This is a genomic window from Bacillus sp. ES1-5, from assembly GCF_022487605.1.
In the GTDB taxonomy this organism is placed as follows: domain Bacteria; phylum Bacillota; class Bacilli; order Bacillales; family Bacillaceae_G; genus Bacillus_A; species Bacillus_A wiedmannii.
The window spans coordinates 155,208-171,508 of sequence record NZ_JAKVPU010000005.1 but is presented as its reverse complement, the minus strand read 5'-3'; the positions used below and the strand labels follow the sequence as shown (position 1 = coordinate 171,508).

General features: G+C 36.3%; 17 protein-coding genes. 2 read left to right on the top strand and 15 right to left on the bottom strand.

Annotated features, from left to right (window positions below; translation table 11 throughout):
• Nucleotides 1–127: 127 nt before the first annotated feature.
• The 3 genes from MKO96_RS17755 to MKO96_RS17745 are packed head-to-tail and all read right to left on the bottom strand — an operon-like array spanning nt 128 to nt 3,197.
• On the bottom strand, nt 128–1,330 hold the full coding sequence (locus MKO96_RS17755) for an ABC transporter permease (protein WP_064460100.1): 1,203 nt from the start codon (nt 1,328–1,330) through the stop codon (nt 128–130).
• Nucleotides 1,327–2,007, bottom strand: a complete 681-nt coding sequence (locus MKO96_RS17750) for an ABC transporter ATP-binding protein (RefSeq protein ID WP_048542605.1) — start codon at nt 2,005–2,007, stop codon at nt 1,327–1,329. Before MKO96_RS17750 ends, MKO96_RS17755 begins: the two co-directional genes overlap by 4 nt.
• Nucleotides 2,004–3,197: an efflux RND transporter periplasmic adaptor subunit gene (locus MKO96_RS17745; RefSeq protein WP_240588237.1), complete on the bottom strand. Its 1,194-nt coding sequence runs from the start codon at nt 3,195–3,197 to the stop codon at nt 2,004–2,006. The genes MKO96_RS17750 and MKO96_RS17745 overlap by 4 nt, the downstream gene beginning before the upstream one ends.
• A 375-nt stretch (nt 3,198–3,572) precedes the next feature.
• Here MKO96_RS17745 and MKO96_RS17740 point away from each other — a divergent pair, with 375 nt between their 5' ends.
• Together MKO96_RS17740 and MKO96_RS17735 are read left to right on the top strand one after the other, a co-directional pair.
• On the top strand, nt 3,573–3,764 hold the full coding sequence (locus MKO96_RS17740) for a helix-turn-helix transcriptional regulator (RefSeq protein ID WP_240588236.1): 192 nt from the start codon (nt 3,573–3,575) through the stop codon (nt 3,762–3,764).
• A complete protein-coding gene (locus tag MKO96_RS17735) occupies nt 3,765–4,277 on the top strand; it encodes a DUF3278 domain-containing protein (RefSeq protein ID WP_000975582.1) in 513 nt (170 codons plus the stop codon). It begins immediately after the preceding gene.
• A gap of 111 nt (nt 4,278–4,388) precedes the next feature.
• Here the strand turns inward: MKO96_RS17735 and pgtP are convergent, their stop codons facing one another.
• From pgtP to rfbA, 12 genes are all read right to left on the bottom strand, one after another.
• Entirely contained in the window at nt 4,389–5,723 is a 1,335-nt protein-coding gene (pgtP, locus tag MKO96_RS17730) for an MFS transporter (RefSeq protein WP_064470693.1), read from the bottom strand.
• Nucleotides 5,724–5,742: 19 nt separating this feature from the next.
• Complete coding sequence (locus MKO96_RS17725) at nt 5,743–6,777, bottom strand: ABC transporter substrate-binding protein (RefSeq protein ID WP_087983246.1); 1,035 nt, start codon at nt 6,775–6,777, stop codon at nt 5,743–5,745.
• Nucleotides 6,774–7,556, bottom strand: coding sequence for a DUF3919 family protein (locus MKO96_RS17720; RefSeq protein WP_240588235.1), 783 nt, complete (start codon nt 7,554–7,556; stop codon nt 6,774–6,776). Before MKO96_RS17720 ends, MKO96_RS17725 begins: the two co-directional genes overlap by 4 nt.
• Before the next feature lie 66 nt (nt 7,557–7,622).
• Nucleotides 7,623–9,053 carry a HAMP domain-containing sensor histidine kinase gene (locus MKO96_RS17715; RefSeq protein WP_240588234.1) on the bottom strand — a complete coding sequence of 477 codons (1,431 nt, stop codon included), beginning with the start codon at nt 9,051–9,053 and terminating at the stop codon, nt 7,623–7,625.
• An 11-nt stretch (nt 9,054–9,064) separates the two neighbouring features.
• Nucleotides 9,065–9,736, bottom strand: coding sequence for a response regulator transcription factor (locus MKO96_RS17710; RefSeq protein ID WP_087983251.1), 672 nt, complete (start codon nt 9,734–9,736; stop codon nt 9,065–9,067).
• A gap of 122 nt (nt 9,737–9,858) precedes the next feature.
• Nucleotides 9,859–10,851, bottom strand: a complete 993-nt coding sequence (gene galE, locus MKO96_RS17705) for a UDP-glucose 4-epimerase GalE (protein WP_098653680.1) — start codon at nt 10,849–10,851, stop codon at nt 9,859–9,861.
• An 89-nt stretch (nt 10,852–10,940) separates the two neighbouring features.
• Nucleotides 10,941–11,759 carry an SGNH/GDSL hydrolase family protein gene (locus MKO96_RS17700; protein ID WP_087983252.1) on the bottom strand — a complete coding sequence of 273 codons (819 nt, stop codon included), beginning with the start codon at nt 11,757–11,759 and terminating at the stop codon, nt 10,941–10,943.
• Between the two features lie 98 nt (nt 11,760–11,857).
• Nucleotides 11,858–12,772 carry a polyisoprenyl-teichoic acid--peptidoglycan teichoic acid transferase TagU gene (gene tagU, locus MKO96_RS17695; RefSeq protein ID WP_087983253.1) on the bottom strand — a complete coding sequence of 305 codons (915 nt, stop codon included), beginning with the start codon at nt 12,770–12,772 and terminating at the stop codon, nt 11,858–11,860.
• A gap of 115 nt (nt 12,773–12,887) precedes the next feature.
• Nucleotides 12,888–13,727, bottom strand: coding sequence for a dTDP-4-dehydrorhamnose reductase (gene rfbD / locus MKO96_RS17690; RefSeq protein ID WP_240588233.1), 840 nt, complete (start codon nt 13,725–13,727; stop codon nt 12,888–12,890).
• Between the two features lie 3 nt (nt 13,728–13,730).
• A complete protein-coding gene (gene rfbB, locus MKO96_RS17685) occupies nt 13,731–14,750 on the bottom strand; it encodes a dTDP-glucose 4,6-dehydratase (RefSeq protein ID WP_240588232.1) in 1,020 nt (339 codons plus the stop codon).
• An 11-nt stretch (nt 14,751–14,761) separates the two neighbouring features.
• Nucleotides 14,762–15,319 carry a dTDP-4-dehydrorhamnose 3,5-epimerase gene (gene rfbC, locus MKO96_RS17680; RefSeq protein ID WP_240588231.1) on the bottom strand — a complete coding sequence of 186 codons (558 nt, stop codon included), beginning with the start codon at nt 15,317–15,319 and terminating at the stop codon, nt 14,762–14,764.
• Between the two features lie 13 nt (nt 15,320–15,332).
• Nucleotides 15,333–16,226, bottom strand: coding sequence for a glucose-1-phosphate thymidylyltransferase RfbA (gene rfbA, locus MKO96_RS17675; protein WP_098202150.1), 894 nt, complete (start codon nt 16,224–16,226; stop codon nt 15,333–15,335).
• Nucleotides 16,227–16,301: the final 75 nt, after the last annotated feature.

Genomic DNA, 16,301 nt, shown 5'->3' with positions numbered 1-16,301 from the left:
TATAACGCCTCCTTCTATTTATATAACCCGTTCTAACGGGCGGTTCACTTCCTCACATAGAGGCTATGAACCGCCCACTAGAACGGTAATGTATAGTAGAGAGCCCACTCTCTACTACACTACTAACTTATTCATAACGTAATGCTTCAATTGGATCTAATTTCGCAGCTTTATTCGCTGGAATTAATCCGAAAATAATACCAAGTGTCATAGAGAATAGTACGCCTCCAACGACAACTTCCCATGAAACGAGTGGTGGCCATTTCGCAAATGTGGAAACGATATATGCCCCGCCATATCCAAGACCAATTCCAATCAAACCACCTAGAAGCGTTAACATGACTGCTTCAATTAAAAATTGTAATAAAATTTTACTACGTGTTGCCCCAAGCGCTTTACGTATCCCAATTTCGCGCGTACGCTCCGTTACAGATACGAGCATAATGTTCATAACGCCAATACCACCAACGACTAATGAAATACCAGCGATACCGCCGATGATCATCGTCATAATACCAGTTACTTTAGAAACATTTTCTTGGAATTCTTTTAAATTCACCAGTTCATATTTACCTGGAATTTCACTTGGCTTACGGCTATTTAATACATCAACAGCTTTTTTCCCTGCTGCTTCTAAGTCATCTACATTTTTAGCTTGAATTGCGATATTTTGGATATCATCTGTTCCGTATAAAACAGGCCATAACGTAAGGGGGATTAACGCTTCTTCCATTTCAAATCCCATAAACTCATTATCAGATTTATACACACCAATAATTTGCATTGGCTGCCCCTTCATCTCAATAATTTGTCCAACTGGGTTTACGTCCTTAAATAATGTTTCCTCTGTCTTTGTACTAACCATCACAACATTATTTGCATGAGTAATATCTGATTCACTTAAAGTACGTCCCTTTACGACCTTTACTTTATTAACCGCAAAATATTCATTATCAAGCCCAATAACATTCAGATTTGCTTTTTTATCATTTACATCAAGCACCTCTGAATTCTGGTTTGTCGTAATAACGTGTGAAACATCTTTCACTTGTTTTACTTCCAAAATATCCTCTTCCGTTAACTTCGGTATTTGAAATCCACCCATAGCAAACTCATCATTAATATCTGCTTTAAATTGAATTGGCATAAGATTATTACCACCAGAACCTGCGAATTTCGACTTCAGCATCGCTTCCCCGCCTTGCCCAATTGCAACGACAGTAATAATAGAACCAACGCCGATAATAATACCGAGCATCGTAAGAGCTGAACGCAGTTTATGAGCTAAAATAGAAGATAGGGCAATTTTTATACTATCTAGTAAACTCATACCGCACACCTTCTATCTTCTGTAATTTTCCCGTCTCGCAATACAATACGTCGGGAAGAATACGCTGCTACTTCCTCTTCATGCGTAACCATAACAATCGTTGTACCTTCTGCATTAAGCTTCGTGAAAATATTCATCACTTGCTCACCAGACTTCGTATCAAGCGCACCAGTTGGCTCATCGGCCATAATGAACGTTGGATTATTTGCAATCGACCTTGCAATCGCTACACGCTGCTTCTGTCCACCTGATAACTCATTCGGTAAATGGTGAACTCTATCTGACAAACCGACTTTTCCAAGCGCTTCCAGAGCCCTTTGACGACGCTCTGCTTTCTTCACGCCACCGTATACGAGCGGAAGTTCAACATTTTCTACTGCAGAAAGACGTGGCAGCAAATTAAAGTGCTGGAACACAAAGCCAATATATTCATTACGAATTAAAGCAAGCTTTGACTCATCTGCTGTTAAGATATTCACATCATTCAGCATATATTCGCCTTCTGTTGGACGATCTAAACAACCGATAATATTCATAAGCGTTGATTTACCAGAACCAGACGGTCCCATAATCGAAACGAACTCACCGCTTTGAATCGTTAAACTAATATCATGTAAGATCGGCACTGCCAATTTCCCTTGATAATACGTTTTAGCAATATTATTTAACGTAATCATTTCTCTTTCACTTCCATTCCGTCATACACGTCGTCGGAAGGATTTTTAACCACCTTTTGCCCCACTTTTGCGCCTTCAACAATCTCTGTCCAATCTCCATCAGTAGAACCTTTTTTCACATTTTGTTTACGAAGCTTCCCTTTCTCTTCAATATAAACAAATGCATCATCGCCTTTTTCTACAATGCTCTTAGTTGGAACAGCAATCATCGTCTTATTCTCTAAATTTACTTGCAATGAAACGTGATAACCTGGAGATAAACCATCTTGACTATCAAGACTTGCTTTATATGTATATTGTGACATATTTTGAGTCGCTTCCCCCATACCACCAGCTTGAGCCATCTCTGCACTTGTTGGGAATTCACTTACCTCTGTAATTTTACCTGTCCACTTCTTCTTACTATTTGCTTTCGCAGTGACAGTAAATGTTTGATCTGGTTGAATTTGTGACTTCTGAAGCTCAGTTAACGTCCCTTGCACTTGGAATGGATCTTTAGACGCCACTTGTAAAAATGCTTTCCCTTGACCACCTAGCGCTTGAGATGAACTTTGTGCTGCATCTTTATCTAACTTTTGGACGACACCAGTAAAATTACTATAAATCGTAAGCTCTTTCTGCTTTTTACTTAACTCTTCTTTTTGCAACTTCCCTTTTTCTTTCTCAAGATCAGTTGTCTTTTGCGCCATCTCTAACTCACTTACTTGCTCGTCCATCGGATCTGTTACTTCTTTCCCAGCTCCGCTATCCTTTGCCTTCTTAATTTCTTTCTTCAACGAATCAATTTTCTTCTTTCCTTGATCATAACGCATATCCGCCATCTTCTGATCAAGCTCAGCTTGCTTCATTTGCAAATTAATCTCTTCATTATCATAAGAGAATAACTTCGTACCTTTCTCTACCTCTTGTCCTTCTTTCACTGCAATATCTTTCACTTTTCCTTTAGTCGGATCCGCATAGAAACTTTCAATATTCCCAGGCTTCACCTGGCCAGAAATTAATTTCGTATTATTAAGCTTTCGCTCCGTTACCTTCTCAAAGCTCACAGCATCAGCAGACGTTGCTGCGCCTTTTTTCTTCCCTTGCATTAAAAAAATATTAACTGCTGCTACAATAACGATTAGTGCAATAACCCCGATAATAATCCATTTCTTCTTCTTGTTTGGAGTACGAACCGTATTTGGTACCATATTCTCTCTCCTTTTATAACTTAATAGTTTAATATAAAAATTGTATAAAACTTTCTGAAAACAAATTACATATTATTACATTCTTTTTACAAAGTTTTACACATCCATTTATATTGTAACAAAAATTCCAATGATTAGAAATATGACATCTTGTCTTTTAAGATAGATTTAAGGAAAGGTTATATTAATATAAGAAAAGCTATCCTTTATTAATCAACTCCTTACCAAGATAAATTATTAAAATCATTTTCCTAATTGCACCATTATCATTTTTGTCATATATATTTGACATTTCATTTATTCAATTATAAAATGTCACATATAAATGACATTTCTGATGCACGAGGTCTACAATTATTAATAGGAGGTTTATATTTGAATACCGTTAAACAATATCGAAAATCTGAAGGTATATCGCAGCTAGAATTAGCTCAAAAAGTTAATGTAGCGAGACAGACAATAAACTTAATTGAAAACAATAAATATAACCCCTCTTTAGCCTTATGTATCGAATTAGCAAAAGCACTAAAAACAGATTTAAACAGTCTATTTTGGGAGGGAGATTAAATGATGAAAATTGAATGGAAAGAAAGAGTTTATAATAATTTTGTTGGAACAATGAGTGAGAGAGATGAATATCAAAAACAAGAAATCAATAAGGAATTATCTGTAGCTGGAATTGGTTTATGGTGGTTAAATATGTTGGTAATGCTTATTATGTTACTCGTTGATACTATGAACCACACAATATCTATAGGAACTATATTAGTTTTTCTATCTAATATGATCTATGCTAATTATTTAACATTTAAGCTTAAGAAAAAAGGTTTAAATGAGACTGAATGTGCAACAAAAGAAGAGTATTTGCAACATAAGAAAAAATTAAGAAAAGCGGGCTTAAAAGCAGGTGTACTTTGGGGCTTTCAAATGTTTGTTTTTATGAATTATATCCTTCCCTATGTAGGTTCAGAAGAAATCTCTATTTCTTTATTTAAGGTTGTAATTTTCATCTGTGGCGGCGGATTTTTTGGTCTAACTATGTACATAATTGGTTTATTAAATCTTAAAAAATTATATTAATTAACAAAAATCATTTACACATTAAACTGCAATTTTACATACTGTTTTTTTCCCATATAAAAATATAGAAGCTATCCAATATAAAAATTGGATAGCTTTTCAAATAAAATATTATGCTACTTTAGAAGCTTTTCTCTCATGTCCCACTTGAACAATCAGTAAGAATATCGTTGCTAATACACCACCTGCTAACAGTAACATGAAGCAACCATCCCAGCCAGAACGATCAACAATAATACCAATTGCTGCGTTTGCTATGAAGCTTCCTCCAACATAACCGAACAGACCACACATACCAACTGTTGTACCTACTGCAAATTTCGGTACTAATTCCATCGCACTTAAACCAATTAAGAACTGTGGTACATAAATTAAACAACCGATAATAGAAACTGCAACACTCACAACAATAATATTAGTTGCCTGCCAATAGACGATTGTTCCAACAACAACCCCAGCCATACTCATAACACATAATGGCATACGTTTTCCTTTGAATAATTTATCGCTTAAAAGTCCGACAATTAAAGAACTTGGAATCGCTGCTGTTTCAAATATTGAATACGCAAAATGCGCTTCTGTTTTTGTAAAACCTTTCACTGTTGTTAAGTAAATTGGTACCCAGTTAATAACACCGAAACGAATTAAGTAAACAAATGCATTCGCAATACATAAAAACCAAACAAATTTATTTTTCACTACATATTTCATTAAAATTTCTTTTGGTGACATCTTATTAGCATTATCTGCTTTTTCAAGATCTTCATAGTCATTACGATATTCATCAATTGGCGGAAGACCTTCAGATTCTGGCGTATCCTTCGCATTAATCCATACTAGAACTGCAATTACCATAGCGATTATCGCTGGGAAAATAAATACGCCGCCTTGCCAATGGCTTTCACCGAAAATACCTACACCAATTCCAATGAATGGTGGAACAAGTAGTGCACCAACGTTATGTGAAATATTCCAAAGACCTGTTTTCGTGCCACGTTCTTTCTTTGAAAACCATTTCGTCATAACAATACTACAAGGTGGTGCTCCCATACCTTGTACAATACCGTTTAGAACAAGTAATGTTAAAATCATCCCAAAGGAAGATGCATAACCGAAACAAATATTAACAAGCCCAGATAAAAATAAACCTACTGCAATAAATCGTTGAGCAAATGCTTTATCCGATAAATTACCCATAAAGAATTTACTAAGTCCGTAAACAACAGCCATTACTGCGCCTAATAATCCAATTTGTGTCGTGCTAAATCCGAACTCATCTACTAAATATGTAGTAGATAAATTAAAGTTACTACGAACTAAATAATAAGCAGCATACCCAACTGAAATTCCCATCAATACACGAATACGTAATAATTTATATACTCGATCAATCATATCCGCTGGCAATCTCTCAATTGCAGGTGCTGGCTTAAGCCATTTAAACATATATTTCCGTCTCCTTTTCTCACTTCTGAGAGAGACGCTGTCTATTCCATATCTCGATTATTCCGCTATTTGATATATTTTTGTTTGTTCTTCTAACCGGCTGTCCTTCTATTTCTTGCTCATTCTTCGCAAACATCGTTGGTACGCCAAACGAAACCTTTTCTAAAATGTGACCCGCTTCTTCTGATAAACAATAATCAATAAATAAATCCGAAATAATACCATTCGGTGCACGTTTTAGTTTCGAAATCGCATTAACAGATAATCCTGTTTGCTCAGGTTCGTTACTTAAAATAGGAAAGCCTCGTTTTTGAAGCATTCTCTGATCTCCCATGAAATTGATGCCTATCATATATTCACCGCTTGCAACAAGTTCTGCCGGTATGTAACCATTCACTGTTACTTCTCCAACTTGTCCTGCCAAGTTCTTAACATATTCCTTCGCTTTCCCTTCACCTAAAGTATCAATAAGTGATTGAAAAAACGTATATGCTGTTCCTGAGACATTTGGATCTGGCATTACAATCTTTCCCTTATATACTGGATTTAATAAATCTTGCCACCTTGATGGATAAGGAAGTCCGAGCGGTGCTATTTCTTCATTCCACCGCTCTTTATTGATCGCAATTGCCAGCTTCTCCACTTCATAACCGTACCAATAACCGTCTTTATCTTTAACAGTTTTTGAAATACGGTTCGCATGCTGACTCGTAACAGGAATAGATAGATTTTTTTGCTTCATCATTTGATGCGCGTCTACCGTACCGCCAATAATAATATCCGCTTTCGGATTTCCAGCTTCCTCTTCTACCCTCCGAAGAAGCTCTTCTGTCGAAAGACGAATAAATTCATACGTACAGCCGCGTGGTTTACAAAATGATGACAGCAAAGCTTCACCAACTTCCTCACGAGCTGCTACATACGCAACAAGATGACGATCATCCAAAATAGGGAGACCACTTTTATTATATTTAATAGAGGTTGTATCTCGAGAGCAACTAGACATCGCTCCTCCAATTACTAGCAAAAAGAAGAAAAAGGCTATCTTTCTCATGACACATTCTCCTTTACAAATAAATTTGCGAGGGAGCTTTTCATATACATAACATTCCCGTTATTATCGCCGAGATATTGCACAACAAAGTACGATGGATACACAGAAATAGTAAGAATGTCTTCTCGCTCATTCTTTATACGCTTCCCTGTTTTATAAGCGGTAATATAAGCAATCGGTTCATTCTGTGATTGTAATAATTTCTGTATTTCTCCGTAATCTGTAATTTGCTTTGCGTACCGAATCGAATCGAGTATGTGCGTAAGATTCATCGCACGTTCTACATCACCTTGGCGTACTATGATATCCTGTGCTGACGCAAAGAAGTCGCTAATACGTTCTGGTGTGTAATACAGGCTTAACAAATATGTTTGAAATGCTGAAATCATTGGGTCCGTACCATTCTTTCCGTACATATCAGCCCCGTACTGGAACAAGTCACCTACTGCAAAAGTACGTTTATGTCCATTCAAGTACGTTACTTCTCCAGTAAATACTTGTTCTTGATTCTTAGCTTCTCTCGGTTCTATTTGAATTCGGTCAAAGAATGAAACAATCGTATGCAAACGAACTTCATCCGTTATTACAATTTCTCCCCACTTTTCATGCCTAACCTTCATTTCAGTAGGCAGGGATTCATTCACCCTTTGTAAAACAGTTTGTTTGTCATTCACTATTGTGATTCGATTGTATATTTGCTTCTCCATCACATAAAACAAAATAAGAGAAACAATTATACAAAGGACAAACATAAGAACTTGAAATGATAGCCTTTTCATTTCTGCCTACCTCCAAGATAAAAAAACGTTGTTTCGAAAATACCGCATAATTGTTTCATAAATGTATCATTTAACCGCTTTCAAGTTTTTTATGTCTTCCATTCGTCTCGGAAGCAAGAATGTAATAAATATTGTAGTGCCTATTTCTTCACTACTCTCAATTCGCATACTTCCGCCCTGCTTATTCATAATCTCCTGACAAATATACAAACCGTAACCATTCCCGTAACTAGAAGGAAGTACCTTCCCTTCTGGCGATTCATTCCACTCTGCAAGCACACCTTCATCTATACCAATGCCATCATCATGAACAAAAACCTTTGCCTCACGTTCATTTACAATTACATTCATACGAATTTGCGTAGCATCGCTATATTTTATCGCATTATCAAGTACGTTTAAGAAGATCTGTTTCGTCTTATCGAAATCCGCAACAACATGTACATCTGTTAACTCATTTATCACTTCAATCTCAAATTTCTGCATGCGAGGTTTCACAATTGAAACAGCTTCTTCTGTCAATTCCTTTATATTCACAACTGTAGGTGACACTTCAAACGTACTCGTCCCATACTTTGAAGACTTAAGTAATTCCTCTACAAGTGATAATAAACGCTCACTTTCTACAGCCACATAACGCAGGCTTTCCTTTAGATCTTCCTTCGCCTTTAACTTCGGAATTAAATCCACATAGCCAATAATCGCCGTTAGCGGTGTTTTTAGCTCATGTGTAATACGGTCTAAGAAATCTTTCTGCTTCTCTTTCTCCTCTTTCAATTGCTTAATATGCAGTTCAATTCCATCGGCCATTGCATTAAAAGATGCTGAAAGCTGAGCAATTTCCACATATTCATTTAGCTCAATCTTGCTTTTATAATCCCCATTCGCAAGCCGCTTTGCCATTTGTCTTAACTGATCAATTGGCTTATGAAGAGACTTTGCCAAACGAATTGCAAAGAAAATACCCGCAGCTACTAGACAAAGAGACGTCATTAAGAACGTCCAGCCAACATTTGTTAAAACTTCCTTCTCACCCGTTAACTCATTTATAAAACGAACACTTCCGATGACATCGTTTCCATAATAAACTGGGCTTGAAAACAAAAGAATTGGAGCTGGGTCTCCCTCTTCAAAAACATAAGACTTCTTCCCCTTCAAAGAGCTCTCAATATCAATGTTCCGATGAAGAAGCGCTCCTTTTTGCGTATCCGCAACAACATCTCCATTCTTCCCAATCATCTGTACACGTACATCCATGCGCTTCGCTAAATACGAAGCAATTAAAAGTGAATTCGGACCGAGCGTCTCTACCTCTGCTTCCTTCTCTAAATAATTCATCGTATAAATTTGTGCTTCTACACTTAATTTCTCTAAAGAATTTGCTGCGTTATGATACATATTCTTTTCTAACGTAATATAAACAACCCCGTACAAAAGAACAAAAATCGGGATTAACAGTCCCACTATTCCAAACACCATATTTCTTTTTAAAGACATACCATCACCACTTAACAATCTAGTTTATAGCCAACGCCATAAATTGTCTTAATATATTCCCCGCTATTCCCTAGCTTCTTCCGCAGTCTTTGCACCATAATATCAACCGCTCTCGTATTTCCGATATACTCAAATCCCCATACTTTCTCAAGTAACTCATCTCTCATAAATACACGCTGCGGATTGGAAACAAACAACTGACATAAATTAAACTCTCGGTACGTTAACTGAATTTCTTGTCCACTAACATGCACTTTTCTTTCCTTAGGACAAATCGTTATCTCTCCCGCTCCGATTACTTCATGACTTACCGTTACCTCTGTCTTCTTCACACGCCTTGTCATATTCTTGATCCGAAGAATAAGCTCAGCATAATTAAACGGCTTCGTCACGTAATCATCTGCACCAAGCTGCAAGCCAAGCAATTTATCATTCATCTGACTCTTTGCAGTTAACATGAGCACTGGAATATCCCTATTCTTCTCACGGAACAAGCGAAGCAACTCATACCCATCTGTATCTGGAAGCATGACATCCAAAATCAGTACATCCGGCACTTCATTCCATTTCTCTAAAGCTTCTCTTCCATCAGCCGCCGTGAGCACTTCATACCCTTCCATCTCCAACTGCATCCGAATCAAATTACGAATACTCGATTCATCATCAACTACCAGTATTTTCATTATTCTCCTCCTTTCATCCCGTATTATAGTACAGTTTAGTATAGCAAAAATCTTATAAAAAAAGAGAGGGTATTGTCGAACATATGTTGAACGACAATACCCTCTCTTTCACTTATTATATTTTATTTAGCATACCCATTAGGTTGCTTCTGATGCCAATTCCAAGCATGCTCAATGATTGTCTTCACATTTACATACTTAGGATCCCAACCTAACTTCTCTTTCGCTTTCTGAGAAGAAGCAACTAAACGTGCTGGATCTCCCGCACGACGTGGCGCTACCTCAGCAGGAATTTCATGATTTGTAACTTCACGAACTGCATCAACGATTTCTTTCACGCTGAAACCATTACCATTTCCTAAGTTATAGAAATCACTCTCTCCGCCGTTCTGTAGGTCTTTAAGTCCTAAGAAGTGAGCTGCCACTAAATCTTCAACATGAATATAATCACGGATACAAGTACCATCTGGTGTATTATAATCCTCACCAAACATCATAATCTTCTCACGTTGACCTAACGCCACTTGCAGTACAAGAGGAATTAAATGCGTCTCTGGGCGGTGATCTTCTCCAATAATACCATTTGGAGTTGCACCAGCCACGTTAAAGTATCTGAAAATCTTATAACGTAAATTAGAAGCTTGGCTATACCAATGAAGCATCTTCTCGATTGCTAACTTCGTTTCTCCATACGTATTCGTTGGATTTGTCATCGTCTCCTCAGTAATAAGGTCTACATCTACCTCACCATACGTCGCCGCAGTAGAAGAGAAAATAAACTTATCTACCTTAAACTCATCCATTACCTCTAATAAGCAAAGTGCACCGTACACATTGTTATTATAATATTGAAGAGGTTTCTCCATACTAACTCCAACTAAAGAATCAGCTGCGAAATGCATAACTGCCTCAATATTTTCTTGTGTAAAAACATCTCTTAAAAATGCTTTATCACGAAGGTCTCCATTATAAAACTTCGCACCTTCCGTAATTGCATCTTCATGACCCGTTTGTAAGTTATCTACTACTACTACAGATAAACCTTCGTCTACTAATTTTTTCACAGCGTGAGAACCGATATAACCAGCTCCGCCGCAGATTAGAATTGAGTTCATTGTCTTCCTCCTACATATATTAGGATTTCTTATTCACTTACTTATTATAAAAGGTATACGATTGCTCGTATACCTTTTGTGTACCTTTATTACTTAGCAACGAAATAATCCGTTACATATTGTGCCCAAACCTCATGTCCTTTAGCACTTGGGAAGCCAAACTCTTCTGTTAAATATGGCAGGATAGCCTTCGTTGATGCATCAGGCCATGCTCCCCAATGATCTACATATGTATAACCATTTTGTGTCGCAAGTTGCTTTAATGCCTCAATTGCCTTCGGATAATTCTTCGCACCATACACTGGGTTTGGTGGTTGAATCATAATCGTAGCACCCTTTGCACTAGTAGAAAGTGCTTGTACAAATTTCTGTGTACTCGCAACAGAGTTTCCATTACCAGTTTTACCATTGTCAGTAATAAACGGTGGCTCGAATAAAATCACATCTGGATTTTCTTTCGCAATCTCTTTATCACGCTTATTTGCGATTAATTCGTCTGTGCTTTCACCCTTATATTCTTTTACTGTCACATTCCATAAACCTTTACCGTAAGCCGTTTCTAAATTACCCATTAACTTAGCTGCCCAAGCATCTTTTTCAGATGAAGAAGCTTCATCACCAACAATCACAAGGTTTACTGCCTTTTTATCCTCAGCAGCTTTCTTTAACTTCTCTTTCACTTCATCTGGTAAATTCTTCGCATATGCTTCATTAAAAGATGACTTCGCATCTTGTTTTTTCTCTGTTTTCTTCGCTCCGCTATCTTTCACTTCAGACTTCGTTTTCGTTACTTCACTCGTCTGTCCCGTCGCATTCGCAATCTTCTTATTCCAGTACAATTTACCGCTCACAACCGAAGCGACAAACAATACAAAAATAACTAGGACAAGTACTGCTTTCTTATTCATCGATTCACCTCATCTATTAATCTCACAATATATAATATTAATATAAATCCATGCAAAAATAAACCCAACTCCTACCAAAGGAGTTGGGTTATTACATATTACTTAGTCACTTCAAGATGCGCTCTTAACTTATTCGTAATATCTTGTTTCGCTGCATCTGGAACGTAGTAGTACCAAATACCATCAGCAGCTTTGTGGCCGTCACCTGGAATTTGGATTTCTTCACTATTCTCCATGCAATCTTTATAGTTCTTTTGAATATCAAACATTTGATCTTGCGTTAAACTTGTTTTAACATTTTTCTCAATTGCTTTTAATACATCACCATAACTTGCTAAAGAAGATACACTTGCACCTTTTTTAATTACCGCTTGGATAACTTGACGTTGGCGCATTTGACGGCCAAAGTCACCGCGTGGATCTTCATAACGCATGCGAGTATACTTTAATGCAGTTTCACCGTTTAAATGGATATTACCTTTAGCAAAATGTTGATCCCTCGATGTAAACTCCAAATCGTTATTAACATCAACACCGCCAACAGCATCTACAATATCTTTGAACCCAGCCATGTTTACTTCGATGTAATGATCAACTGGTACATTAAGAAAATTCTCTACTGTTTTTACAGACATATCAATGCCACCGAAAGCATAAGCGTGGTTGATTTTATCTTTTTTACCTTTACCAACAATTTCTGTATAAGAATCACGTGGAATACTTGTAATTTTCATAGATTTTGTTTTTGGATTTAAAGTAAATAACATAAGTGAATCTGATCTACCTGTTCCATTATCTTCTTGGTCTACACCCATTAATAAAATAGATATAGGTTTATTATCTGCAATCTCTACTTTCTTATCTCGCTTATCGGACTTATCACGATCCAAAGGCTTATGCACTGTATTTAACGCATTAGACACATTAGAATATACAGTATATGCATATACACCACCAGCAATAACAAGAACGCCAATGATACCTAGAATCCAGAATAGAATCTTTTTCTTCATCGTTTTTCCTTCTTTCGGGTAACAAATTCGGAAATCTTATATTTAATAACTATTATTCCTCATAAAACTATACAGATTTACAAATCATTTGTAAACCACTAATCCTTTCACTACCTTACAACTTTTTGAGAAAATCTTTTAATGCTTCTTTCCAATCTTGGAACGATTCAAATCCAGTTTCCTCAACCATCCCGTTATTTAGCACCGAATATTTAGGGCGTGCAGCAGGCCTTGGAAAATCTTCTGTTGTTAGCGGATTAACTACTATTTCAATATTAGATTGCTTGAATACCTCTTTCGCAAACTCATACCATGAGCAAACTCCTGAGTTAGAACCATGATATATCCCATACTTATCAGATTGTACAAGATTAATAATAAAACTCGCTAAATCAGTTGTATAAGTTGGTGAACCGACTTGATCATGAACAACTCCTAATTCTTTCTTCTCTTTTGCTAAACGCAACATCGTCTTCACAAAATTATTACCGTATAAACCAAATACCCACGAGGTTCTAACAATATAACTTTTTGAGCAATACTTTTGTGTATACTGTTCCCCAACTAATTTTGATCTACCATATACAGTCTGAGGATTGGTTTGATCATCCACTTTATATGGTTCATTTTTCGTACCATCAAAAACGTAATCAGTACTTACATAACAAAACTTTGCTCCCACCGCTTCAGCTGCTTGTGCTAAATATTTTGTTCCTTCAGCATTAACCTTAAAAGCAATTTCTTCATCACTCTCAGCTTGATCCACTTGTGTATATGCTGCTGTATGAATAATAATATCCGGTTTTATAGATAGTACTTTTTCACGTACTTTTTCTTCATTTGTAATATCTAGCTCTTCTCTACCAAATCCAAAAACTTCCCATGGTTGATTTTCTAGTAAACATAATACATCTTGTCCTAACTGACCTTTGGCCCCTGTTACTAATACTTTCATGTTTTATACCTCTAATCTATTGGCATATTGATTCTTGAAGTATTCTTGGTATTCTCCAGAAATAATATTTTTCCACCAATCTTGATTTTCTAAATACCATTTAATAGTTTGTTCAATACCTGTATCAAAGTTATACTTCGGCGACCAACCTAACTCTTCACGAAGTTTTGTAGCATCAATTGCATAGCGTCGATCATGACCTGGACGATCTGTAACATACTTAATTAGAGACTCTGATTTATTCAATGCTTTTAAGATTGTTTTTACAATTTCAATATTTGTACGTTCATTGTTTCCACCCACATTGTACACTTCGCCATTTTCACCTTTATGAAGTACTAAATCAATTGCCTGACAATGGTCTTCCACATGTAACCAATCACGTACATTTAAACCATCTCCATATACAGGCAATTGCTTATCGTTCAATGCATTAATTATCATTAGAGGAATTAACTTCTCCGGGAAGTGGAACGGTCCATAATTATTTGAACAACGCGTAATATTTACAGGCAATCCAAACGTTTCATGATAAGCACGAACTAATAGGTCAGCACCAGCCTTACTTGAACTATATGGACTATTTGATGCCAATGGTGTTTCTTCCGTAAAATAACCTGTTTCCCCTAAAGTTCCATATACCTCATCCGTAGAAACTTGTAAGTATTTTTTTACTTCTGCATTTTTTGCAGCATCTAATAATACTTGTGTACCTTGAATATTCGTTTGAATAAAGATATCAGGATTTGTAATACTTCTATCAACATGCGATTCTGCTGCAAAATTTAATACATAATCAAAATTTTCTTCTTTAAATAATTGATTAATAAATTGACGATCTGCTATATCACCTTTGACAAATTTATAATTAGATAATACTTCAATATCTTTTAGATTTTCTAAGTTACCTGCATATGTTAATGCATCTAAGTTTACAATATTATATTCAGGGTACTTCTTCACCATATATCGAACAAAGTTACTTCCAATAAATCCTGCGCCACCTGTTACTAATACTTTCATGTTATTCCTCCTTATTTCTCATACACAAAATTGATATTTGCTTCTTCTAATAGTGGATGTTTAGTATCTTTTTCTGAAAGAATCGGTTCACTTACCGGCCAATCGATTCCTAATGCTGGATCATTCCATAGAATGCCCGCATCATGATCAGGAGAATAGCATTCATCTACTTTATACGCCACTGTCGAATTCGGCACTAATGTACAAAATCCGTGTGCAAACCCTTTCGGCACAACTAATTGACGTTTATTATGTTCACTTAAAATAACACCCACCCACTGACCATATGTAGACGATCCTTTACGAATATCAACAGCTACATCATAAATAGCACCTGTAATACAACGTACTATCTTTGTCTGTGCTTTAGGGTTTAATTGAAAATGTAATCCTCTTAATGTTCCAGCTGGTACAGATAAAGATTGGTTATCCTGAATAAATTCGTAATCTAGACCCAGCTTATCAAAAACCTCTTTATTATAACTTTCCATAAAATAACCGCGATGATCGCCAAATACTTTAGGTTCTAAAATAACTACATCTTTGATTTTAGTTTCAATAATCTTCATTATCCGTACTCCTTTATTGATAAATTGGTTGTTTTTGTTTACTTTGTTCTGCTAATCGAATTAAATATTGGCCATATTGATTTTTCTTCATTGGCTCTGCTAATTTAAGTAGTTGCTCACGGGTAATATATCCTTTTCTAAATGCTATCTCCTCTAAACAAGCTACCTTTAAACTTTGACGTTTTTCAATTGTTTCAATAAATTGAGATGCTTCTAATAATGACTCGTGCGTACCAGAGTCTAACCAAGAAAAACCACGTCCAAGAATTTCAACGTGCAATTCTTTTAATTGTAAATACACTTTATTTATATCAGTAATTTCTAATTCACCACGAGGTGACGGCTTGATATTTTTTGCAATTTCCACTACCCGATTGTCATAGAAATATAAACCTGTTACAGCATACTGCGATTTTGGCTCTTGAGGTTTCTCTTCAATAGAAATAGCCTTTCCATCTTCATCAAATTCCACTACCCCAAAACGTTCTGGATCATTTACATAATACCCAAAAACAGTTGCCCCTTTTTGACGTTCTACAGCGTTTTGTAATAATTTTGTTAAACCATGTCCATAGAATAAATTATCACCAAGAACAAGAGCTACAGAGTCATCGCCAATAAACTCTTCTCCAATAATAAATGCCTGAGCTAATCCATCTGGTGAAGGCTGCACAGCATATTCAAGCTTTATTCCAAACTGTGAACCATCTCCCAGCAACTCCTTAAAACGGGGTGTATCCTGTGGTGTAGATATAATTAAAATTTCTCGAATACCAGCAAGCATTAATACCGATAATGGATAATAAATCATTGGCTTATCATATACAGGTAACAATTGCTTTGATACCGCTTGTGTCAGTGGATATAATCGCGTTCCACTGCCTCCAGCTAGAATAATACCTTTCATAAATTACTCGCACTCCCTTTTATATCATAGAAATAGGGAACAAACCTGTTCAGATTCATCCCCTTCTAATTTCTG